At 52.4% G+C, this 21,936-nt stretch carries 20 protein-coding genes and 1 other annotated feature; of the genes, 15 read left to right on the top strand and 5 right to left on the bottom strand.

Annotated features, from left to right (window positions below):
- Nucleotides 1-137 precede the first annotated feature (137 nt).
- The 4 genes from creA to creD are packed head-to-tail and all read left to right on the top strand — an operon-like array spanning nucleotide 138 to nucleotide 4,156.
- The gene (creA, locus tag OGY71_RS21745; RefSeq protein WP_003018998.1) at nucleotides 138-611 is read left to right on the top strand and encodes a protein CreA; all 474 of its coding nucleotides are present in this window, start codon (nucleotides 138-140) and stop codon (nucleotides 609-611) included.
- A gap of 12 nt (nucleotides 612-623) precedes the next feature.
- Complete coding sequence (gene creB / locus OGY71_RS21740) at nucleotides 624-1,313, top strand: two-component system response regulator CreB (RefSeq protein ID WP_003829928.1); 690 nt, start codon at nucleotides 624-626, stop codon at nucleotides 1,311-1,313.
- Nucleotides 1,313-2,737 (top strand): two-component system sensor histidine kinase CreC, encoded by a 1,425-nt coding sequence (creC, locus tag OGY71_RS21735; RefSeq protein WP_003829926.1) that lies wholly within the window; start codon nucleotides 1,313-1,315, stop codon nucleotides 2,735-2,737. The genes creB and creC overlap by 1 nt, the downstream gene beginning before the upstream one ends.
- A gap of 57 nt (nucleotides 2,738-2,794) precedes the next feature.
- Nucleotides 2,795-4,156, top strand: coding sequence for a cell envelope integrity protein CreD (gene creD, locus OGY71_RS21730; protein WP_286613714.1), 1,362 nt, complete (start codon nucleotides 2,795-2,797; stop codon nucleotides 4,154-4,156).
- A 60-nt stretch (nucleotides 4,157-4,216) separates the two neighbouring features.
- Here the strand turns inward: creD and arcA are convergent, their stop codons facing one another.
- Nucleotides 4,217-4,933, bottom strand: coding sequence for a two-component system response regulator ArcA (arcA, locus tag OGY71_RS21725; protein ID WP_001194359.1), 717 nt, complete (start codon nucleotides 4,931-4,933; stop codon nucleotides 4,217-4,219).
- A 95-nt stretch (nucleotides 4,934-5,028) separates the two neighbouring features.
- Between arcA and yjjY the strand changes: the two genes are divergently transcribed.
- The 6 genes from yjjY (at nucleotide 5,029) to thrC (ending at nucleotide 11,295) form a co-directional block, all read left to right on the top strand.
- Complete coding sequence (gene yjjY, locus OGY71_RS21720; RefSeq protein ID WP_042998021.1) at nucleotides 5,029-5,169, top strand: YjjY family protein; 141 nt, start codon at nucleotides 5,029-5,031, stop codon at nucleotides 5,167-5,169.
- Nucleotides 5,170-5,568: 399 nt separating this feature from the next.
- Nucleotides 5,569-6,255 (top strand): tRNA/rRNA methyltransferase, encoded by a 687-nt coding sequence (locus OGY71_RS21715; protein WP_003829762.1) that lies wholly within the window; start codon nucleotides 5,569-5,571, stop codon nucleotides 6,253-6,255.
- Between the two features lie 206 nt (nucleotides 6,256-6,461).
- Nucleotides 6,462-6,588: a sequence feature (Thr leader region), on the top strand.
- Nucleotides 6,467-6,532: a thr operon leader peptide gene (gene thrL, locus OGY71_RS21710; protein ID WP_032337689.1), complete on the top strand. Its 66-nt coding sequence runs from the start codon at nucleotides 6,467-6,469 to the stop codon at nucleotides 6,530-6,532. (Overlaps the previous feature by 66 nt.)
- Before the next feature lie 23 nt (nucleotides 6,589-6,611).
- Complete coding sequence (gene thrA / locus OGY71_RS21705) at nucleotides 6,612-9,074, top strand: bifunctional aspartate kinase/homoserine dehydrogenase I (protein ID WP_003829761.1); 2,463 nt, start codon at nucleotides 6,612-6,614, stop codon at nucleotides 9,072-9,074.
- Between the two features lies 1 nt (nucleotide 9,075).
- A complete protein-coding gene (gene thrB, locus OGY71_RS21700) occupies nucleotides 9,076-10,005 on the top strand; it encodes a homoserine kinase (protein ID WP_008786144.1) in 930 nt (309 codons plus the stop codon).
- 3 nt (nucleotides 10,006-10,008) lie between these two features.
- A complete protein-coding gene (gene thrC / locus OGY71_RS21695; protein WP_149281238.1) occupies nucleotides 10,009-11,295 on the top strand; it encodes a threonine synthase in 1,287 nt (428 codons plus the stop codon).
- Between the two features lie 84 nt (nucleotides 11,296-11,379).
- Here the strand turns inward: thrC and yaaA are convergent, their stop codons facing one another.
- Together yaaA and OGY71_RS21685 are read right to left on the bottom strand one after the other, a co-directional pair.
- Nucleotides 11,380-12,153, bottom strand: a complete 774-nt coding sequence (gene yaaA / locus OGY71_RS21690; RefSeq protein ID WP_286586521.1) for a peroxide stress protein YaaA — start codon at nucleotides 12,151-12,153, stop codon at nucleotides 11,380-11,382.
- 77 nt (nucleotides 12,154-12,230) lie between these two features.
- Nucleotides 12,231-13,661: an alanine/glycine:cation symporter family protein gene (locus OGY71_RS21685; protein WP_063941080.1), complete on the bottom strand. Its 1,431-nt coding sequence runs from the start codon at nucleotides 13,659-13,661 to the stop codon at nucleotides 12,231-12,233.
- 273 nt (nucleotides 13,662-13,934) lie between these two features.
- On the opposite strand from OGY71_RS21685, the gene tal reads away from it, so the two are divergent.
- From tal to OGY71_RS21670, 3 genes are all read left to right on the top strand, one after another.
- Complete coding sequence (gene tal, locus OGY71_RS21680) at nucleotides 13,935-14,888, top strand: transaldolase (RefSeq protein ID WP_003829752.1); 954 nt, start codon at nucleotides 13,935-13,937, stop codon at nucleotides 14,886-14,888.
- A gap of 110 nt (nucleotides 14,889-14,998) precedes the next feature.
- Nucleotides 14,999-15,586: a molybdopterin adenylyltransferase gene (gene mog, locus OGY71_RS21675; protein ID WP_003829749.1), complete on the top strand. Its 588-nt coding sequence runs from the start codon at nucleotides 14,999-15,001 to the stop codon at nucleotides 15,584-15,586.
- Between the two features lie 124 nt (nucleotides 15,587-15,710).
- Nucleotides 15,711-17,018: an MFS transporter gene (locus OGY71_RS21670; protein WP_197385304.1), complete on the top strand. Its 1,308-nt coding sequence runs from the start codon at nucleotides 15,711-15,713 to the stop codon at nucleotides 17,016-17,018.
- A gap of 34 nt (nucleotides 17,019-17,052) precedes the next feature.
- Here the strand turns inward: OGY71_RS21670 and satP are convergent, their stop codons facing one another.
- Nucleotides 17,053-17,619: an acetate uptake transporter gene (gene satP, locus OGY71_RS21665; protein ID WP_003829744.1), complete on the bottom strand. Its 567-nt coding sequence runs from the start codon at nucleotides 17,617-17,619 to the stop codon at nucleotides 17,053-17,055.
- A gap of 364 nt (nucleotides 17,620-17,983) precedes the next feature.
- Complete coding sequence (locus OGY71_RS21660) at nucleotides 17,984-18,388, bottom strand: DUF2541 family protein (RefSeq protein ID WP_123268673.1); 405 nt, start codon at nucleotides 18,386-18,388, stop codon at nucleotides 17,984-17,986.
- Nucleotides 18,389-18,771: 383 nt separating this feature from the next.
- Here OGY71_RS21660 and dnaK point away from each other — a divergent pair, with 383 nt between their 5' ends.
- The gene (gene dnaK, locus OGY71_RS21655; protein WP_003829739.1) at nucleotides 18,772-20,694 is read left to right on the top strand and encodes a molecular chaperone DnaK; all 1,923 of its coding nucleotides are present in this window, start codon (nucleotides 18,772-18,774) and stop codon (nucleotides 20,692-20,694) included.
- Nucleotides 20,695-20,779: 85 nt separating this feature from the next.
- Nucleotides 20,780-21,913, top strand: a complete 1,134-nt coding sequence (gene dnaJ / locus OGY71_RS21650; protein WP_003829737.1) for a molecular chaperone DnaJ — start codon at nucleotides 20,780-20,782, stop codon at nucleotides 21,911-21,913.
- The last annotated feature ends 23 nt before the right edge of the window (nucleotides 21,914-21,936 follow it).

Raw genomic sequence — 21,936 nt, 5'->3', positions numbered from 1 at the left:
CATTCAGTGTTTTTTTTGCTCATAAGTGCTTTTTTCGGACATACGAAAGCGTGATTATTGTAATCCTGTGATCTGTATACATTTTATCTTAAAATGTTTAATAATCACGCAGAACAACTTTTAAGAATGGTAACAATATGAAATATAAGAGCTTAGTCATTTCCTCAATTCTGCTGATGTTGGCGCAGGTCGCCCATGCGGAGCAGATTGGATCTGTCGATACAGTGTTCAAAATGTTTGGGCCGGATCATAAAATTGTGGTCGAAGCGTTTGACGATCCGGATGTTACCAATGTGACCTGTTACGTGAGTCGTGCGAAGACCGGCGGCATCAAAGGTGGACTGGGGCTGGCGGAAGATACTTCCGATGCCGCCATCTCTTGCCAGCAGGTTGGGCCGGTAGAACTGAGCGACAGAATCAAGAACGGTAAAGCTCAGGGCGAAGTGGTATTTAAGAAACGTACCTCGCTGGTGTTTAAATCTTTACAGGTCGTGCGTTTTTACGATGCGAAACGTAATGCGCTGGCCTATCTGGCCTATTCAGATAAAGTTGTCGATGGATCGCCCAAAAATGCCATCAGTGCGGTACCCATCATGCCGTGGCGGCAATAACAAGGAAGCACAATGCAACAGCCGTTGATCTGGTTGGTTGAGGATGAGCAGGGAATCGCTGATACGCTTATCTACATGCTGCAACAGGAAGGGTTTAGCGTAGAGGCGTTTGAGCGCGGATTTCCCGTGCTGGAGAAATCTCGCCAGCAATGCCCTGATGCCATCATTCTGGATGTCGGGCTACCGGATATCAGCGGTTTTGAACTGTGCCGACGTTTACTGGAACGCCACCCGGCGCTGCCGATCCTTTTTCTGACCGCGCGCAGCGATGAAGTGGATCGCCTGTTGGGGCTGGAAATTGGCGCAGATGACTATGTTGCCAAGCCTTTCTCGCCGCGCGAGGTGTGCGCTCGTGTGCGTACGCTGCTGCGGCGGGTGCAAAAATTCTCCACGCCTTCATCGATGACACGCTGTGGGGATTTTGAACTTAATGAGCTGGCCGCGCAGATTACCTGGTTCAGCATGCCGTTGAACCTGACGCGTTATGAATTCCTGCTGCTGAAAACATTGCTGATGTCGCCGGGACGTATTTACTCTCGCCAGCAACTGATGGATTTAGTCTGGGCAGACGCGCAGGATACCTTTGACAGAACGGTTGATACTCACATCAAAACGCTGCGCGCCAAGCTGCGGGCTATCAATCCGGAGCTTTCCCCCATCAATACACATCGCGGTATGGGATACAGCCTGAGGAATTGCTGATGCGCATTGGCATGCGTTTGCTGCTCGGCTATTTTCTGATTGTCGCGGTCGCCGCCTGGTTTGTTCTGTCTATCTTTGTGCAGGAAATTAAGCCAGGCGTCCGTCGGGCGACCGAAGGTACTTTAATTGATACCGCCACGCTGCTGGCTGCACTGGCGCGTGATGACGTGCTCTCTGACTCACCGGCTAACGGCAAGCTGGCGCAGGCATTTGCGCAGCTGCATAACCGCCCATTTAACGCCAACATCAGTGGCATTAACAAAGTGCGTAACGAATACCATGTCTACATGACCGACGCGCAGGGCAAGGTGTTGTTTGATTCCGCCAACCAGGCCGTCGGTCAGGACTATTCCCGCTGGAACGACGTGTGGTTAACGCTGCGTGGTGAGTATGGCGCCCGCAGTACGCCGCAAAACCCGAACGATCCGGAAAGCTCGGTGATGTACGTTGCAGCGCCGATCGTAGACGGTGGGCGTATTATCGGCGTGCTCAGTGTCGGCAAACCAAATGCGGCGATGGCACCGGTGATTAAACGCAGTGAACGGCGAATGCTGTGGGCCAGCGCCGTATTGCTGGGCATTGCCCTGGTGATTGGCTTCGGGATGGTATGGTGGATAAACCGATCTATTGCCCGGCTGGCGCGTTATGCCGACTCCGTTACCGAGAATCGCCCCGTCCCACTGCCTGATTTAGGCAGCAGCGAGTTACGCAAACTGGCGCAGGCGCTGGAAAGTATGCGTCTGAAGCTCGAAGGCAAGAACTACATTGAGCAGTATGTCTACGCGTTAACGCATGAGCTGAAAAGTCCGCTGGCGGCCATTCGTGGCGCGGCAGAGATATTGCGAGAAGGCCCGCCGCCAAACGTGGTAGCGCGTTTTACCGATAATATTCTGACGCAAAATGCGCGTATGCAGGCGCTGGTCGAAACTTTGCTGCGCCAGGCGCGACTGGAGAATCGACAGGACGTTACGTTGACGGCGGTGGAGGTAGATACGCTATTTGCTCAGCTCAAAGAGGCGCGTAGCGTGCAGCTGGCGGCAAAAAACATCACGCTGACCATTTTGCCTTCATCGCTTAGCGTCGCTGCCGATCCTGCGTTACTGGAGCAGGCGTTGGGGAATTTACTCGACAATGCTATCGACTTCACGCCACAGGACGGGACGATTACGCTGAGCGCGCATCAGCAGGAGGAGCGGGTCACATTGCAGGTTACCGACAGCGGTAGCGGCATCCCTGATTTTGCATTGCCGCGTATTTTTGAGCGCTTCTACTCGCTGCCCCGCGAGAATGGACACAAGAGCAGCGGTTTGGGGCTGGCGTTTGTCAGTGAAGTTGCACGACTGCATGAAGGTACGGTGACATTATCTAACCGACCAGAGGGCGGCGCACAGGCCTCGTTTACGCTTCACCGTCACTTCACATAACTTCAAATTCTCCGCACATAGCTGTTCTACCTTGCTGATATTGCAAAGGAGAACGCTATGTTTAAATCACCCCTGTTTTGGAAAATCGTCACCTTAGGCGGCGCCATAATACTGCTGTTAATACCACTGACGATGGTCAGGCAGATAATCGTTGAGCGATCGGATTATCGTGATGAAGTCGAAGATGCTATCCGCCAGAGCACCAGCGGGCCGCAAAAGATGGTCGGGCCGTTGATAGCCATTCCGGTGACAGAGCTTTACACCTCGCTGGAGGATGGCAAAGAGATCCAGCGTAAGCGCAGCTATATCCATTTCTGGCTGCCGGATTCGTTGGTGGTTGAGGGGAATCAGAACGTTGAAGCGCGTAAAATCGGCATTTATGAGGGCCAGGTCTGGCACAATGAACTCTCGGTGAAGGCCGAGTTTAACGCTGAACGTTTGCGTGATTTAAACCATCCCAACGTCAGCGTCGGCAAACCGTTTATCGTGGTTGGCGTGGGGGATGCGCGCGGGATCGGTGTGGTGCAAGCGCCGCAGATCAATGGGGAATCACTGGCTGTTGAGCCAGGGACGGGGCTGGATGGAGGGGCTCAAGGGATCCACATTCCGCTACCTGACGCGAGCTGGGCGGAGCAAAACCTGAGCATGGCGCTGTCGTTGAATTTGAGCGGAACAGGAGATTTCTCCGTTGTTCCGGTTGGCCGTAACAGTGAAATGACTTTAACCAGCAACTGGCCGCATCCCAACTTTCTGGGGGATTTCCTCCCGGCGAAGCGCGAAATCAGCGAATCAGGATTTAAGTCCCAGTGGCAGAGCAGCTGGTTCGCGAATAACCTCGGCGAACGCTTTGATGGCGAAAAGATTGGCTGGAAGGGAATGCCTGCATTTAGCGTTGCCGTCGCCACGCCAGCGGATCAGTATCAGTTAACGGACAGGGCTACCAAGTATGCCATCCTGCTGATTGTACTGACCTTTATGTCTTTCTTCGTGCTTGAAAGTATGACCAGCCTGCGTCTGCACCCGATGCAGTATCTGCTGGTGGGGCTATCGCTGGTGATGTTTTATCTGCTGCTACTGGCATTGTCTGAGCACATTGGTTTTACGGCGGCGTGGATTACGGCAAGCCTGGTGGGGGCGTTGATGAACGGGGTGTATCTGCAGGCGATATTACAGAGTTGGCGGAACAGTATTTTGTTCACCGTGGCGCTACTGGGGCTGGATGGGGTGATGTGGGTGCTGCTACGTTCACAGGACAGCTCTTTACTGCTGGGAACCGGCGTGCTGTTGGTGGCGTTGTGTGGCGTGATGTTCCTGACGCGTCATCTTGACTGGCACTCGCTGGCACAGCCAAAACCAAAGCCGACAGAAATTCCGGAGCCTCAGCCTGCGCAGAGTGACGAGTTTCGCTTATGGAAATAGGGCTGTGGTGAAATGAAAAACGGCGCATAATGCGCCGTTTTTTTACCTGTAAGGATTGAATTAATCCTGCAGGTCGCCGCAGAAACGGTAGCCTTCACCGTGAATGGTGGCGATGATTTCTGGCGTATCCGGCGTAGATTCGAAATGTTTACGAATGCGGCGGATAGTCACGTCAACAGTACGGTCATGCGGCTTCAGTTCGCGACCGGTCATTTTTTTCAGCAGTTCTGCGCGAGACTGGATTTTGCCCGGATTCTCACAGAAGTGAAGCATTGCACGGAATTCGCTGCGTGGCAGTTTATACTGCTCGCCGTCAGGACCAATCAGAGAGCGGCTGTTGATGTCCAGCTCCCAGCCGTTGAACTTGTAGCTTTCGACGCTACGGCGTTCTTCGCTGACAGTACCCAGGTTCATGGTACGGGACAGCAGGTTACGAGCACGGATAGTCAGTTCGCGCGGGTTAAACGGCTTGGTGATGTAATCGTCTGCGCCGATTTCGAGGCCGAGAATTTTATCGACTTCGTTATCACGGCCCGTCAGGAACATCAACGCAACGTTAGCTTGTTCGCGAAGTTCGCGCGCTAACAGGAGGCCATTTTTCCCAGGCAGATTGATATCCATAATCACAAGGTTGATGTCATATTCAGAGAGAATCTGATGCATTTCCGCGCCATCTGTCGCTTCGAATACATCATAGCCTTCTGCTTCGAAAATGCTTTTCAACGTGTTGCGTGTTACTAACTCGTCTTCAACGATAAGAATGTGCGGGGTCTGCATGTTTGCTACCTAAATTGCCAACTAAATCGAAACAGGAAGTACAAAAGTCCCTGACCTGCCTGATGCATGCCGTAAATTAACATGATCGGCGTAACATGACTAAAGTACGTAATTGCGTTCTTGATGCACTTTCCATCAACGTCAACAACATCATTAGCTTGGTCGTGGGTAGTTTCCCTCTGGACCCGACAGTGTCAAAAACGGCTGTCATCCTAACCATTTTAACAGCAACATAACAGGCTAAGACATGCCGGACACCCAATAAAACTACGCTTCGTTGACATATATCAAGTTCAATTGTAGCACGTTAACAGTTTGATGAAATCAACGTATCCAAATGTTTGCTTTCATCACAAAATTGCAATATTACAACTAGTTGCACGAGCTAATTAATAAATGTAATGAATCCAACCAATGCGATCCATTTTAAAATAAATTATCATGGATAAACAGAGGGATATACAACTTCTGTTAACATAAAAAGCAATAGTACAGTTTGGAAATAGTTTAGCATTTTTTACCGGATGCGAAATCCTTTTTCAGTGACTTCTGTTAAAAAAATGTAAATTTGCGCTGCGTAATATGTTGATGTGCGTCACATTATTACTTGCAGACTGACCAAAAAGAGTATCGAAATGCGTTTAACAATTATTCTGGTTGCCCCTGCCAGAGCGGAAAATATTGGCGCGGCTGCCCGTGCGATGAAGACCATGGGATTCACTCAATTACGTATCGTTGACAGCGAGGCGCATCTGGAACCCGCCACGCGATGGGTCGCGCATGGATCGGGTGACATTATTGATAATATTAACGTTTTTCCAACGTTAGCCGATGCGCTTCACGACGTTGATTTTACCGTTGCGACCACCGCGCGTAGCCGGGCGAAGTTCCATTATTACGCCACCCCGGTCGAACTGGTTCCCCTGTTACAGGAGAAATCCACGTGGATGGAACATGCTGCGCTGGTGTTTGGTCGTGAAGATTCGGGGCTGACCAATGAAGAATTAGCGCTGGCAGATGTACTCACTGGTGTACCGATGGTCGCTGACTATCCTTCACTCAATTTGGGGCAGGCGGTGATGGTGTATTGCTATCAATTAGCAGGTTTAATACAACAACCGGCCAAAAACGTTGAGGTGACGGATGAGCTTCAGCTGCAGGCATTGCGCGCGCGCGTTTTGCGTTTATTAGCCACGCTGAACGTTTCTGACGACATCAAGCTGACGGACTGGTTGCAACAGCGAATGGGTCTGTTGGGGCAGCGAGACACGGCAATGTTGCACCGTTTTTTACATGATATTGAAAAAAACATCACAAAATAAAATGTTGAATAATTTTTGTTTTGTAGTGTTTTGATCTTGGTTCAAGTGGGATCGACATGCTGTATTGGTTGAAAGTAAAAGGGCAAGCAGTCGCTCATGAACAAGTTTCGGAATGTGATCAATTTAAAAATTTATTGACTTAGGTCAGCAGATACTTTAACCCTAAAAGAATACAGGACAGATAATAAATAATTACAGAGCACACAACATCATGAAACGCATCAGCATCACCATTACTACAACCATCACCATTACCACAGGTAACGGTGCGGGCTGACGCGTACAGGAAACACAAGAAAAAGCCCGCACCTAAACAGTGCGGGCTTTTTTTTCGACCAAAGGCAATGAGGTAAACCATGCGAGTGTTGAAGTTCGGCGGTACATCAGTGGCAAATGCAGAGCGCTTTCTGCGGGTTGCCGATATTCTGGAAAGCAATGCCAGACAGGGGCAGGTCGCGACCGTTCTCTCTGCCCCCGCAAAAATTACCAACCATCTGGTGGCAATGATTGAGAAGACCATCGGTGGTCAGGATGCTTTAGCCAATATCAGCGATGCCGAACGCATTTTCTCCGAGCTGCTGGTGGGTCTTGCCGCCGAGCAACCAGGTTTTCCGCTGGCGCAGCTCAAAGCCTTTGTTGAACAAGAATTTGCTCAGATTAAGCACGTCCTGCACGGCATCAGCCTGCTGGGACAGTGCCCGGACAGCATCAATGCCGCGCTTATCTGCCGTGGTGAAAAAATGTCGATTGCTATCATGGCCGGCCTGCTGGAAGCACGCGGGCATAACGTAACGGTCATCGACCCGGTGGAGAAATTGCTGGCTGTCGGCCATTACCTCGAATCTACCGTTGATATCGCCGAATCTACGCGCCGCATCGCCGCCAGCCGTATTCCTGCGGACCACATGATTCTGATGGCAGGGTTTACTGCCGGAAATGAAAAAGGTGAGTTAGTGGTGTTGGGGCGTAACGGCTCTGACTACTCTGCCGCCGTACTGGCCGCCTGTTTGCGTGCCGATTGTTGTGAAATCTGGACCGATGTCGACGGCGTATATACTTGCGATCCGCGTCAGGTACCCGACGCCCGACTGCTGAAGTCAATGTCTTATCAGGAAGCGATGGAGCTTTCTTACTTCGGCGCTAAAGTGCTGCACCCGCGCACCATTACCCCTATTGCCCAGTTCCAGATCCCGTGCCTGATTAAAAATACCGGCAATCCGCAAGCGCCCGGCACGCTGATCGGTGCCAGCAGTGATGACGATGATTTGCCGGTAAAAGGTATTTCTAACCTCAATAACATGGCGATGTTTAGCGTTTCCGGCCCTGGAATGAAAGGTATGGTGGGCATGGCGGCGCGCGTTTTTGCCGCAATGTCGCGTGCGGGCATCTCGGTAGTGCTGATCACCCAATCCTCTTCTGAATACAGCATCAGCTTCTGCGTCCCGCAGGGCGACTGCGCGCGTGCGCAACGCGCCATGCAGGATGAATTCTATCTCGAACTGAAAGAAGGCCTGCTGGAGCCGCTGGCGGTGACTGAGCGTCTGGCCATCATCTCGGTCGTTGGCGATGGTATGCGCACCCTGCGCGGCATCTCGGCGAAGTTCTTTGCCGCGCTGGCTCGGGCGAACATCAATATTGTAGCGATCGCCCAGGGCTCGTCTGAGCGTTCTATTTCGGTGGTGGTGAATAACGATGACGCGACCACCGGCGTACGCGTTACCCATCAGATGCTGTTCAACACCGACCAGGTGATTGAAGTGTTTGTGATTGGCGTAGGCGGCGTGGGCGGTGCGCTGCTGGAGCAGCTTAAACGTCAGCAAACCTGGCTCAAAAAGAAACACATCGATCTGCGCGTGTGCGGCGTGGCGAACTCGAAGGCCCTGCTGACCAACGTCCACGGTCTGAATCTGGAAAACTGGCAGTCGGAGCTGGAGAGTGCGAAAGAGCCTTTCAACCTTGGGCGCTTAATTCGTCTGGTGAAAGAATACCATCTGCTCAATCCGGTGATTGTCGACTGTACGTCAAGCCAGGCGGTAGCAGACCAGTATGCCGACTTCTTGCGTGAAGGGTTCCACGTGGTTACACCGAATAAAAAGGCCAACACGTCGTCGATGGATTACTATCATCAGCTGCGTTTTGCCGCCGCGAAGTCCCGTCGTAAATTCCTGTACGACACCAACGTGGGCGCGGGTTTGCCGGTTATTGAAAACCTGCAAAATCTGCTCAGCGCAGGTGATGAACTGCAACGTTTTTCAGGCATCCTTTCTGGCTCACTGTCGTTTATTTTCGGCAAGCTGGATGAAGGCATGAGCTTCTCGCAGGCCACCACCCTGGCGCGTGAAATGGGCTATACCGAACCCGATCCGCGTGACGATCTTTCCGGTACGGACGTGGCGCGTAAGCTGCTGATCCTGGCCCGTGAAACCGGTCGTGAGCTGGAGCTTTCTGACATTGTCATTGAGCCGGTCCTGCCAAAAGAGTTTGATGACTCCGGTGATGTTTCCGCGTTTATGGCGAAATTGTCGCAGCTGGATGACGTCTTTGCCGCGCGCGTGGCGAAAGCCCGTGATGAGGGAAAAGTATTGCGCTATGTTGGCAATATCGAAGAGGACGGCGTTTGTCGCGTGAAAATTGATGCAGTAGACGGCAACGATCCGCTGTTTAAAGTGAAAAACGGTGAAAACGCGCTGGCGTTCTATAGCCACTATTATCAGCCGTTACCGTTGGTTCTGCGCGGATATGGCGCGGGTAACGATGTGACGGCGGCGGGCGTCTTTGCCGACCTGCTACGCACCCTTTCATGGAAGTTAGGAGTCTGACATGGTGAGAGTTTATGCCCCGGCTTCCAGTGCCAATATGAGCGTCGGGTTTGATGTCCTCGGTGCGGCGGTAACTCCGGTGGATGGTTCGCTGTTGGGTGATGTGGTGTCCGTTGAGGCGGCTGACCAGTTTAGCCTGAACAACCTTGGGCGCTTTGCCAATAAGCTGCCGTCCGAGCCACGTGAAAATATTGTCTACCAGTGTTGGGAGCGATTCTGCCAGGAGCTGGGTAAAACCGTTCCGGTGGCGATGACGCTGGAAAAAAATATGCCGATTGGCTCCGGGTTAGGCTCCAGCGCCTGTTCCGTCGTGGCGGCGTTAGTCGCTATGAACGAACATTGCGGTAAGCCGCTCAACGATACGCGCCTGTTAGCGATAATGGGCGAACTTGAAGGACGTATCTCCGGCAGTATTCATTACGATAACGTCGCCCCGTGCTTTTTGGGCGGTATGCAGTTAATGATTGAAGAAAACGGCATTATTAGCCAGCAGGTGCCAGGCTTTGATGAGTGGCTGTGGGTACTGGCGTATCCAGGGATTAAAGTGTCGACGGCTGAAGCGCGGGCGATTCTCCCAGCGCAGTATCGCCGTCAGGACTGTATCGCTCACGGGCGGCATCTGGCGGGATTCATCCATGCCTGCTATTCCCGTCAGCCTCTTCTGGCCGCGAAGCTGATGAAAGATGTCATTGCTGAGCCGTATCGTACCCGCTTGCTGCCAGGCTTTAGCCAGGCGCGTCAGGCGGTAGCCGAAATTGGCGCACTGGCCAGCGGTATATCTGGGTCTGGGCCGACGCTGTTCGCCTTGTGCGATAAGCCGGATACGGCACAGCGCGTAGCAGATTGGCTGGGTAAAAATTACCTGCAAAATCAGGAAGGCTTTGTTCATATTTGCCGGCTGGACACGGCGGGCGCACGGGTACTGGGATAATCAATGAAACTGTATAATCTGAAAGATCACAACGAACAGGTCAGCTTTGCACAGGCTGTTACGCAAGGACTGGGCAAGAATCAGGGATTGTTTTTTCCGCACGATCTACCGGAATTCAATCTGACAGAAGTGGATGAGATGCTGAAGCAGGACTTCGTTAGCCGCAGTGCGAAGATCCTGTCCGCATTTATTGGTGATGAGATCCCTCAGGAAATTCTGGAAGAGCGCGTGCGTGCGGCATTTGCCTTTCCGGCACCGGTTGCTCAGGTTGCCGCGGATGTCGGCTGTCTGGAACTGTTCCACGGCCCAACGCTTGCATTTAAAGACTTTGGCGGGCGCTTTATGGCGCAGATGCTGACGCACATTAGTGGCGACAAACCGGTAACGATTCTGACGGCGACCTCCGGAGATACCGGGGCGGCCGTTGCGCATGCCTTTTATGGCCTGAAAAATGTGCGCGTGGTGATCCTCTACCCGAACGGCAAGATCAGCCCATTACAGGAAAAACTGTTCTGTACGCTGGGCGGTAACATTGAAACTGTGGCTATTGATGGCGATTTTGATGCCTGCCAGGCGCTGGTGAAACAGGCGTTTGATGACGAAGAGCTGAAGGTGGCTCTGGGACTGAACTCGGCTAACTCAATTAACATTAGCCGTCTGCTGGCGCAAATCTGTTACTACTTTGAGGCTGTGGCTCAACTGCCGCAAGAGGCGCGTAATCAACTGGTGATTTCCGTTCCCAGCGGTAACTTTGGCGATCTGACTGCCGGGCTGCTGGCGAAATCACTGGGCTTGCCGGTGAAGCGTTTTATCGCGGCGACTAACGTTAATGATACGGTTCCGCGCTTCCTTGCAGAAGGTGAGTGGGCACCGAAAGCGACTCAGGCGACGTTGTCGAATGCGATGGATGTCAGCCAGCCGAACAACTGGCCGCGCGTGGAAGAACTGTTCCGCCGTAAAATCTGGCGTCTGAATGAGTTGGGTTATGCCGCCGTTGACGATGCCACGACTCAGGACACGATGCGTGAGTTACATGAGATGGGCTACACCTCAGAACCGCATGCGGCGGTGGCTTACCGCGCGCTGCGTGACCAGCTAAACCCTGGCGAGTATGGCCTGTTCCTCGGTACTGCGCATCCGGCGAAGTTTAAAGAAAGCGTTGAAGAGATTCTTGACCTGACGCTGGCGTTGCCAAAAGAACTGGCGGAACGCGCGGATCTGCCGCTGCTTTCTCATCACCTGCCTGCTGATTTTGCTGAACTGCGTAAGCTGATGATGACCCGCGGGTAATGGTTGTGCCCGCTGGCGCTTTGCTTAGCGGGCCGACAAAATCTGTAGGCCGGATAAGGCGTTAGCCGTCATCCGGCCTTTTTACTATTGCTCGTGGCGTTTAAATACCAGTTCGCTGTTTCCTGATGCTTCTTCATCAAAGAAATAACCTTCACTGTTAAATGCGGTCAGCTGTTCCGGCTGTGTTAAGCGGTTCTCAATAATGTAGCGACTCATCAGGCCGCGCGCTTTTTTGGCATAGAAACTGATGACTTTGAACTTGCCGTTTTTCTCGTCGAGGAAGACTGGTTTGATAAGCTCAGCGTTGAGTTTTTTCGGCTTCACGGATTTAAAATACTCATCCGAGGCGAGGTTGATCACCACGCTGTCGCCTTGCGCTTCCAGCGCTTCGTTAAGTTTATCGGTGATGGTATCTCCCCAGAACTGGTAGAGATCTTTACCCTTCGCATTGGTCAGACGAATGCCCATCTCCAGACGGTAAGGCTGCATCAAATCCAACGGACGTAAAACGCCGTATAGCCCGGACAGCATCCGTAAATGCTGTTGAGCGAAGTCGAAATCCGCCTCGCTGAAGGTTTCAGCCTGCAACCCTGTATAGACGTCGCCTTTAAACGCCAGGATGGCCTGACGTGCATTGTCCGGCGTGAAGTCAGGCTGCCAGTCATGGAAACGGGTGGCGTTCAGATCCGCCAGCTTGTCGCTAATCCCCATCAGCTTGCCAATCTGAGGTGCAGAGAGCTGGCGTGCCACGTGAATAAGCTGCTGAGAGTGATCCAGCAACTCGGGCAGCGTATGACGTGTCGTTGCCAGCGGGCTTTGGTAGTCGAGCGTTTTTGCAGGTGAAATCAGAATCAGCATATCCAGTCCTTGCAGGAAATTTACTGCGACTTTAGCAAAAAAAACGACTGAATTGATCGATGGTTGCGATTGCCGCGCTATTCGCGCGGCGTTTCATCCCAGCTATCGGGCGCAAGCTGTTGTCTGATATCAGGATAACGGCGAGGATCGAATTCCGGGCGCACCCCGAGTTTACGCTGGCGCAGATAGTCGCTGGCGATGGTATGGACAACCGGAGAAAGCAGCAGAATCGCCGTCAGGTTAGTGATGGCCATACAAGCCATAATGATGTCGGCCAACTGCCAGACGAGTGGGAAGCTGACTAACGTTCCCCCAACAACGGTACTCACGGTAGCGATACGTAATAGCCAGATGACGCGGATGTTGTCCAGCTTCAGGAAAACGAGGTTGTTTTCCGCATAAATGTAGTTGGCGACGATAGAGCTAAAGGCAAACAGAATCACAATAAAAGCCACGAATCCGGCTCCCCATTCACCCGTCAGCGAGACCATGGCTCTTTGCAGCAACTGGATGCCTTCCATTGGCACATAAGTGGTGCCATTACCCGCCAGTAAAATGATCATTGCGCTGGCCGTACAAAGAATTAGCGTATCGCCCAATACACCAATCATTTGCACAATGCCTTGTGCTGCAGGGTGTGGCGGCCAGGATGCTGCCGAGGCAGCTGCGTTCGGGGTTGAGCCCATTCCGGCTTCATTAGAGAACATACCGCGTTGAAAGCCGCTGGCAATAGCCTGGCTCAGCGTATACCCGGCGGCACCGGCCGCGGCCTCCTGCCAGCCAAAGGCGCTTTTTATGATGGTCATGATAATGCCGGGGAGCTGTCCGAAATGCCAAAGGCAGATGACGAGGCTACAACCGATCCACAGCAGCGCCATCATCGGAACAAACCATTGCATCAGGCGTGCGACGCCTTTAATGCCGCCGACGATGACCACTAATGACGCGATTGCCAGTGCGATACCGGAGAAGAGGGGAGGGATATCAAAAGCAAAATCCAGCGCACGAGAGACTGAGTTCGCCTGAACGCTGTTAAAAATCAGGCCATAGGCAATGAGTAAAAAGATGGCAAACAGCACGCCCATCCAGCGCATGCCCAGCCCACGGGCCATATACCATGCAGGACCGCCGCGAAACTGTCCCTTGCTGTCGCGCTCTTTATACAGTTGGGCAAGTGAGCACTCAGCGAATGAGGTTGCCATACCAATGACCGCCGAGACCCACATCCAGAAAATGGCTCCCGCGCCGCCGGCGGCGATCGCCAACGCCACACCCGCCAGATTTCCGCTACCGACGCGCGCGGCAAGACTGGTGCACAATGCCTGAAAGGAAGTTAAACCGCCCGGCTGCGGGCTGATGCTGTTTTTAAGACTTTTGCCAAACTGGCGAATATAGCGGAACTGCACGAACCCTGTACGCCAGGTGAACCAACATCCTGCGCCAAGCAGGAGGTAGATCATCACCGATCCCCAGAGTATTTCATTAATAAATGAGAAAAAATCAGGCATTAACATCCCTCTTGTTGATGCCGGTAAGCGCGAATAATCCCGTGTAAGCGCTACCAATTATCGACCAGTATATACCTTATAAGGTGATTGATTGCGGGAGTTTACCATAACAATGGGTATATCTTTAATTGCGCATCACGGGCTGTGAGATGCGTAATCAGGGCTGAGCAGCGGGTCGGACAATCCAGGCGGTTGCGCTGAGAGTGCGTCGTGCTATCATCAGGGAAGATCGGTTACATCCCCCTAACAAGCTGTTTAAAGAGAATCGCTATCATGACGGACAAATTGACCTCCCTTCGTCAGTTCACCACAGTAGTGGCCGACACCGGAGACATCGCGGCAATGAAGCTGTATCAGCCTCAGGATGCCACAACTAACCCTTCTCTCATTCTTAACGCAGCGCAGATCCCAGAATACCGCAAGCTGATTGATGATGCTGTAGCCTGGGCTAAGCAGCAGAGCAACGACCGCGCACAGCAGATCGTCGACGCGACCGACAAACTGGCAGTAAATATCGGTCTGGAGATCCTGAAACTGGTCCCGGGTCGTATTTCTACTGAAGTTGACGCTCGTCTGTCCTACGACACCGACGCGTCCATCGCGAAAGCAAAACGTCTGATCAAAATGTACAACGATGCTGGCATCAGCAACGATCGCATTCTGATCAAACTGGCTTCAACCTGGCAGGGCATCCGTGCCGCTGAGCAGCTGGAAAAAGAAGGTATCAACTGTAACCTGACTCTGCTGTTCTCCTTCGCGCAGGCGCGCGCATGTGCAGAAGCTGGCGTATACCTGATTTCTCCGTTTGTTGGTCGTATTCTGGACTGGTACAAAGCCAACACTGACAAGAAAGAGTATGCACCGGCAGAAGATCCGGGTGTGGTTTCCGTAACGGAAATCTACGAGTACTACAAACAGCACGGTTACGAAACCGTGGTGATGGGTGCGAGCTTCCGTAACGTCGGCGAAATCATTGAGCTGGCAGGCTGCGATCGTCTGACGATTGCTCCGGCACTGCTGAAAGAGCTGGCGGAAAGCGAAGGCACTATCGAACGTAAACTGTCCTTCTCCGGCGAAGTGAAAGCGCGCCCTGCACGTATCACTGAAGCTGAGTTCCTGTGGCAGCACAACCAGGATCCGATGGCTGTAGACAAACTGGCGGACGGTATCCGTAAGTTTGCTGTAGACCAGGGTAAACTGGAAAAAATGATCGGCGATCTGCTGTAATCATTAACGCGTGGCCCTGACAGGGGTCACGCTACCTCTTCTGAAACCTGTCTGTCCTTCCCTTCGCAGTGTATCATTCTGTTTAACGAGACTGTTTAAACGGAATAATCATGAATACTTTACGCATTGGCCTGGTTTCCATTTCTGACCGTGCTTCCAGCGGCGTTTACCAGGATAAAGGTATCCCGGCCCTTGAAGAGTGGCTGGCATCTGCCCTTACCACTCCTTTTGAGCTGCAAACGCGACTGATCCCGGATGAACAGGCGATCATCGAACAGACCTTATGTGAGCTGGTGGATGAAATGAGCTGTCATCTGGTGCTGACTACCGGCGGAACGGGTCCGGCCCGCCGCGATGTAACGCCTGATGCCACGCTGGCCGTAGCCGACCGCCAGATGCCGGGCTTTGGCGAGCAGATGCGCCAGATAAGCCTGCACTTTGTGCCAACGGCTATTCTCTCCCGCCAGGTTGGTGTGATTCGTAAACAGGCGTTGATTCTGAATCTGCCAGGGCAGCCGAAATCGATCAAAGAAACGCTGGAAGGCGTGAAAGATGCCGACGGTAAGGTTATCGTGCCGGGTATATTTGCAAGTGTACCGTATTGTATACAGTTGCTGGATGGGCCGTATGTGGAAACTGCACCGGCTGTTGTAGCATCTTTTCGTCCTAAAAGCGCAATCCGCGATATAAACGCCTGAAAGTAGCCCGATCGTGACATAAGTGCCAATGACAGTGGAGTATTGAATTGTTTACGATATAGTAATTTTTGCTTTACATATATCGACAGACAGATTCAATAACTCCACTGACTCATGGTTTGCTATGTCACAACACACTCGACCGCTGAATCGCCAGGATTATAAAACTCTTACGCTTGCTGCCCTCGGCGGTGCGCTTGAGTTTTATGATTTCATTATCTTCGTCTTCTTTGCCGCTGTTGTTGGCGAACTCTTCTTCCCGGCAGACATTCCTGAATGGCTACGTCAGGTGCAAACCTTTGGCATTTTTGCCGCCGGATATCTGGCGCGTCCGCTGGGTGGCATCATCATGGCGCACTTTGGCGATCTGGTCGGGCGTAAGAAAATGTTCACCCTGAGCATTTTGCTGATGGCGATACCGACGCTGGCGATTGGTCTTTTGCCTACCTACGCCTCAATGGGGATCCTCGCACCGCTGCTGTTACTGATGATGCGTATTTTGCAAGGTGCTGCCATCGGCGGAGAAGTGCCGGGCGCGTGGGTGTTCGTGGCGGAGCACGTACCGGAGCGCCGCATCGGCATTGCCTGTGGCACGCTGACCGCCGGGCTGACGGTGGGGATTCTGCTGGGATCGGTGGTCGCAACTCTGGTGAATACCAGCCTGACGCAGCAGGCGGTGCATGACTACGGCTGGCGTATCCCGTTCCTGCTGGGGGGCGTGTTTGGGCTGGTGGCGATGTACCTGCGTCGTTGGTTGCAGGAAACGCCCATCTTCCTCGAAATGCAGCAGCGTAAAGCGCTGGCGCAAGAGCTACCGGTGAAGTCGGTGGTGAGCAAACATAAAAAAGCGGTGGTCATTTCCATGCTGCTGACCTGGCTGTTATCGGCCGGGATTGTGGTGGTGATCCTGATGTCGCCAGTCTGGTTGCAGAAGCAGTATGGTTTTGCACCCGCGCTAACGTTACAGGCCAACAGTGTCGCCACCATTATGCTGTGCGTCGGGTGTCTGCTGGCCGGGTTTATTGTCGACCGGGTCGGCGCCAGCAAAACCTTTATTGTCGGCAGCCTGCTGCTGGCCTGTTCAAGCTGGTTTTTCTATCACCTGACCGGCAGCCATCCTCAGCACTTGTTCTTGTTATACGGGCTGGTAGGGGTGTGCGTTGGTGTGGTGGGAGCAGTGCCTTATGTGATGGTGCGGGCGTTTCCGGCAGAGGTCCGCTTTACCGGAATTTCCTTTTCTTACAACGTGTCGTACGCCATTTTTGGTGGTCTGACGCCAATCGCCGTGACGATGTTAATGAGCGTGTCGCCAATGGCTCCGGCCTGGTATGTGCTGGCGTTATCGCTGGTGGGGTTAGGTCTGGGGATTTGGCTGCGACAGGATATTTATCATCGCGATACGAGCGTACAGGGAGAGTTACAGCGCTTGTAAGGAATATCCCCCCGTTCGGGGGGATAGCGTCAGTTTAGTGCGCTTCACCGATCGGCAGGATGGTACGGCCAAACTGTTCGTTCAGCACTTCACCCATCGCCAGGTAAATGGCGCTTGCGCCACACACTAAGCCAATCCAGCCAGCAACGTGAATGATCGCTTCGTTACCTGCAATGTTGCCAACCGCCAGCAGTGCGAACAGCACTGTCAGGCTCAGGAAGACAAACTGCAACGCGCGGTTAGCTTTCAGCGTGCCAAAGAACATGAACAGTGTGAACACGCCCCACAGACCCAGGTACACGCCCAGGAACTGACCATTGGTTGCATCCGCCAGGCCCATTTTCGGCATGATCAGGATTGCAACCAGCGTCAGCCAGAACGAACCGTAGGAGGTAAAGGCGGTTAAACCGAAGGTGTTGCCTTTTTTATATTCCAGCAGACCGGCAAATATTTGCGCGATACCGCCGTAGAAAATGCCCATCGCCAGAATAATAACGTCAAAGGCGAAGAAACCCGCGTTGTGCAGGTTAAGCAGAATGGTGGTCATGCCAAAGCCCATCAGGCCCAGCGGTGCCGGATTAGCCAACTTAGTGTTGCCCATAATTCCTCAAAATCATCATTGATTGAATGGTGAAATAGTTTCCCCAAATAACGATCACTGTCTTCGGGGCGCGGCATGATAATCAGGGGAGAGGGCACTGTCTATGATCTAACGAAGGGAAAATGAATTATTTTCCCTGTGATGGGCATCACGCTTACGCATGGTTGATCATTTTGCTAAGACAGACGATTTGAAGTACCACCGGGAACTGAGGGATTTGGTGGACGATCTGGTGAGAAATACCCATAGCCAGATGGCGCTGCTTCATGGGCGCGGCAGTGGTTATTCCAGTTCAAAGGCTTTCGCATCAACCGCGTATCTGCCCCGCATGTTTTCTATGGCTTCTGAATCAAAATGTGCGGAATTAGTCGTCGCCAATAACTTTCAGCGTTGCCATGTCAGAGGAGTTTACCGACTGGCCTGAGAAGGTGATTTTGGACACGCAGCGTTTATTGTCGTTATCGCTATTAATATTGATCCAGTTGGTCGTTTGTCCCTCTTTAATGGATGACGGGACGTTCAGGCTTTGGCTGGAAGTGCGTACGGCTTTGAAGTAGACGGATGCGCCGTTAAGTTTAATATCGCCGCGATCGGCGGTGAGCTGAATGCGTTTTACAACCCGGCAAACGGGAATTCTCAGCGTGAGATCGTTGGTTGCGTTGCGGGGCATCGCAATCATACCCAGAACTTTATGATCGTTAGCGTGCGCGGCGCTGCTCAGCAGCAGGCCCATAAGCAGGCTGGTGGAAAGGGTTAACACGGATTTCATGGAATTTCTCTTTGACGGCTGCAAAAGTGCGTAACTTCAGACCATCTTACCGCCGTCGGAGAAACGATTCATGCTCGTAATCTTTTCTTTTTATTACAATTTTTATATGAATGGCTTTATTTATTTAATTGGTGGTGCGAATTAATCCTGGTTGGCAACTATTCATTTTTTAATCTTTTAGCCTTTTTTCTGTGATTTTATTGCCACAAGGCTAAAAAAAATTTTCATGCCCCCCTTGATGACGTGGGTTACGGCCCCATCTTGTAGACAACCGCAGTGGTGAGTCTGAAAAAAAACGATTCAGGGTAGTTGAAACCGCACGTTTCGCCCTTATTACAGATTCACAACCACATGATGACCGAATTTTTAGTGGAGACGTTTAGATGGGTAAAATTATTGGTATCGACCTGGGTACTACCAACTCTTGTGTAGCGATTATGGATGGCACTACTGCACGTGTGCTGGAGAACGCCGAGGGCGATCGCACCACGCCTTCTATCATTGCTTATACCCAGGATGGTGAAACTCTGGTTGGTCAGCCGGCTAAACGTCAGGCAGTGACAAACCCGCAAAACACCCTGTTTGCGATTAAACGCCTGATTGGCCGCCGCTTCCAGGACGAAGAAGTACAGCGTGATGAAGCCATCATGCCGTACAAAATCATCGGTGCTGACAACGGTGATGCATGGATTGATGTAAAAGGTCAGAAAATGGCACCGCCGCAGATTTCTGCTGAAGTGCTGAAAAAAATGAAGAAAACGGCTGAAGATTACCTGGGCGAACCGGTAACTGAAGCGGTTATCACCGTACCTGCATACTTCAACGATGCTCAGCGTCAGGCAACCAAAGATGCTGGCCGTATCGCAGGTCTGGAAGTAAAACGTATCATCAACGAACCGACCGCAGCGGCACTGGCTTACGGTCTGGATAAAGAAGTTGGCAACCGTACTATCGCGGTTTATGACCTCGGTGGTGGTACTTTCGATATCTCTATTATCGAAATCGACGAAGTTGACGGCGAAAAAACCTTCGAAGTTCTGGCAACCAACGGTGATACCCACCTGGGTGGTGAAGACTTCGACAGCCGTATGATCAACTACCTGGTTGACGAATTTAAGAAAGATCAGGGTATCGATCTGCGTAATGATCCGCTGGCGATGCAGCGTCTGAAAGAAGCCGCTGAGAAAGCGAAGATCGAACTGTCTTCCGCTCAGCAGACCGACGTGAACCTGCCGTACATTACTGCAGACGCGACTGGTCCGAAACACATGAACATTAAAGTGACCCGTGCGAAACTGGAAAGCCTGGTTGAAGACCTGGTTAACCGTTCTATCGAGCCGCTGAAAGTTGCTCTGCAGGATGCTGGTCTGTCTGTTTCCGACGTTCAGGACGTTATCCTGGTCGGTGGTCAGACTCGTATGCCGATGGTACAGAAGAAAGTTGCTGAGTTCTTCGGTAAAGAGCCGCGTAAAGACGTTAACCCGGACGAAGCAGTGGCAATCGGTGCTGCCGTTCAGGGTGGTGTATTGACCGGTGATGTGAAAGACGTGCTGCTGCTGGACGTTACCCCGCTGTCTCTGGGTATCGAAACCATGGGTGGCGTGATGACTCCACTGATCGCGAAAAACACCACTATCCCGACCAAGCACAGCCAGGTGTTCTCTACCGCTGAAGACAACCAGTCTGCGGTAACCATCCACGTGCTGCAGGGTGAACGTAAACGCGCCGCTGATAACAAAGATCTGGGTCAGTTTAACCTGGATGGTATCAGCCCGGCTCCGCGCGGTATGCCGCAGATCGAAGTTACTTTTGACATCGATGCCGACGGTATCCTGCACGTTTCCGCGAAAGACAAAAACAGCGGTAAAGAGCAGAAGATCACCATCAAGGCTTCTTCTGGTCTGAACGAAGAAGAAATTCAGAAAATGGTTCGCGAAGCAGAAGCGAACGCAGAATCTGACCGTAAGTTTGAAGAGCTGGTTCAGACTCGTAACCAGGGTGACCATCTGCTGCACAGCACTCGTAAGCAGGTTGAAGAAGCAGGCGACAAACTGCCAGCTGATGACAAAACTGCCATCGAGTCTGCACTGACCGCGCTGGAAACTTCTCTGAAAGGCGAAGACAAAGCGGATATCGAAGCGAAAATGCAGGCGCTGGCACAGGTTTCCCAGAAACTGATGGAAATCGCTCAGCAGCAGCACGCACAGCAGCAGGCTGGCGCAGCAGGCGCTGATGCTTCTGCAAACAACGCGAAAGATGACGACGTTGTCGACGCCGAGTTTGAAGAAGTGAAAGACAAAAAATAATCGCCCTTTGAACGGGTAATTACTGGCACGGGCGAAGAGGTTTCCTCTCCGCCCGTGCACGCATGTTAGGGGCAGATAAAAAGAGATGGCTAAGCAAGACTATTACGAGATTTTAGGCGTTTCCAAATCAGCGGAAGAGCGTGAAATCAAAAAGGCCTACAAGCGCCTGGCCATGAAATTTCACCCGGACCGCAACCAGGGTGATAAAGAGGCCGAAGCCAAGTTTAAAGAGATCAAAGAAGCGTACGAAATCCTGACCGATGCGCAAAAACGTGCGGCTTACGATCAGTACGGTCATGCTGCGTTTGAGCAAGGCGGCATGGGCGGTGGCGGCGGTTTTGGCGGCGGGGCTGACTTCAGCGATATCTTTGGTGACGTGTTTGGCGATATTTTTGGCGGCGGTCGTGGTCGTCAGCGCGCCTCACGTGGTGCTGATTTACGTTACAACATGGATCTCACTCTGGAAGAAGCCGTGCGTGGCGTCACCAAAGAGATCCGTATTCCGACTCTGGAAGAGTGTGACGTCTGCCACGGTAGCGGTGCGAAGGCAGGTACTCAGCCGCAGACCTGTCCAACCTGTCATGGTTCTGGTCAGGTACAGATGCGTCAGGGCTTTTTTGCCGTACAGCAGACCTGTCCACACTGCCAGGGTCGCGGTACGCTGATCAAAGATCCGTGCAACAAATGCCACGGTCATGGTCGTGTTGAGAAAAGCAAAACGCTGTCCGTTAAGATCCCGGCAGGGGTTGATACCGGCGACCGTATTCGTTTAGCGGGCGAAGGTGAAGCCGGTGAACATGGTGCACCAGCAGGTGATTTGTACGTTCAGGTGCAGGTAAAACAGCACCCAATTTTCGAACGTGAAGGCAATAACCTGTACTGCGAAGTACCGATTAACTTTGCGATGGCAGCGCTGGGCGGCGAGATTGAAGTCCCAACGCTGGACGGTCGCGTGAAGCTAAAAATTCCGGGCGAAACGCAAACTGGCAAACTTTTCCGCATGCGTGGAAAGGGCGTCAAGTCTGTACGCGGTGGCGCTCAGGGCGACCTGCTGTGCCGCGTGGTGGTTGAAACCCCTGTGGGCCTGAACGACAAGCAGAAGCAACTGCTCAAAGATCTGCAGGACAGCTTTGGCGGCCCGACCGGCGAACAAAACAGTCCGCGCTCCAAAAGCTTCTTCGACGGTGTGAAGAAGTTCTTTGACGATCTGACGCGCTAAGCTTACTGCCGTATATTCTAAAA

The sequence above is a fragment of the Citrobacter sp. Cpo109 genome (genome assembly GCF_030332565.1).
Taxonomy (GTDB): Bacteria; Pseudomonadota; Gammaproteobacteria; order Enterobacterales; family Enterobacteriaceae; genus Citrobacter; species Citrobacter portucalensis.
This window is presented reverse-complemented; position numbering and strand designations above follow the sequence as displayed.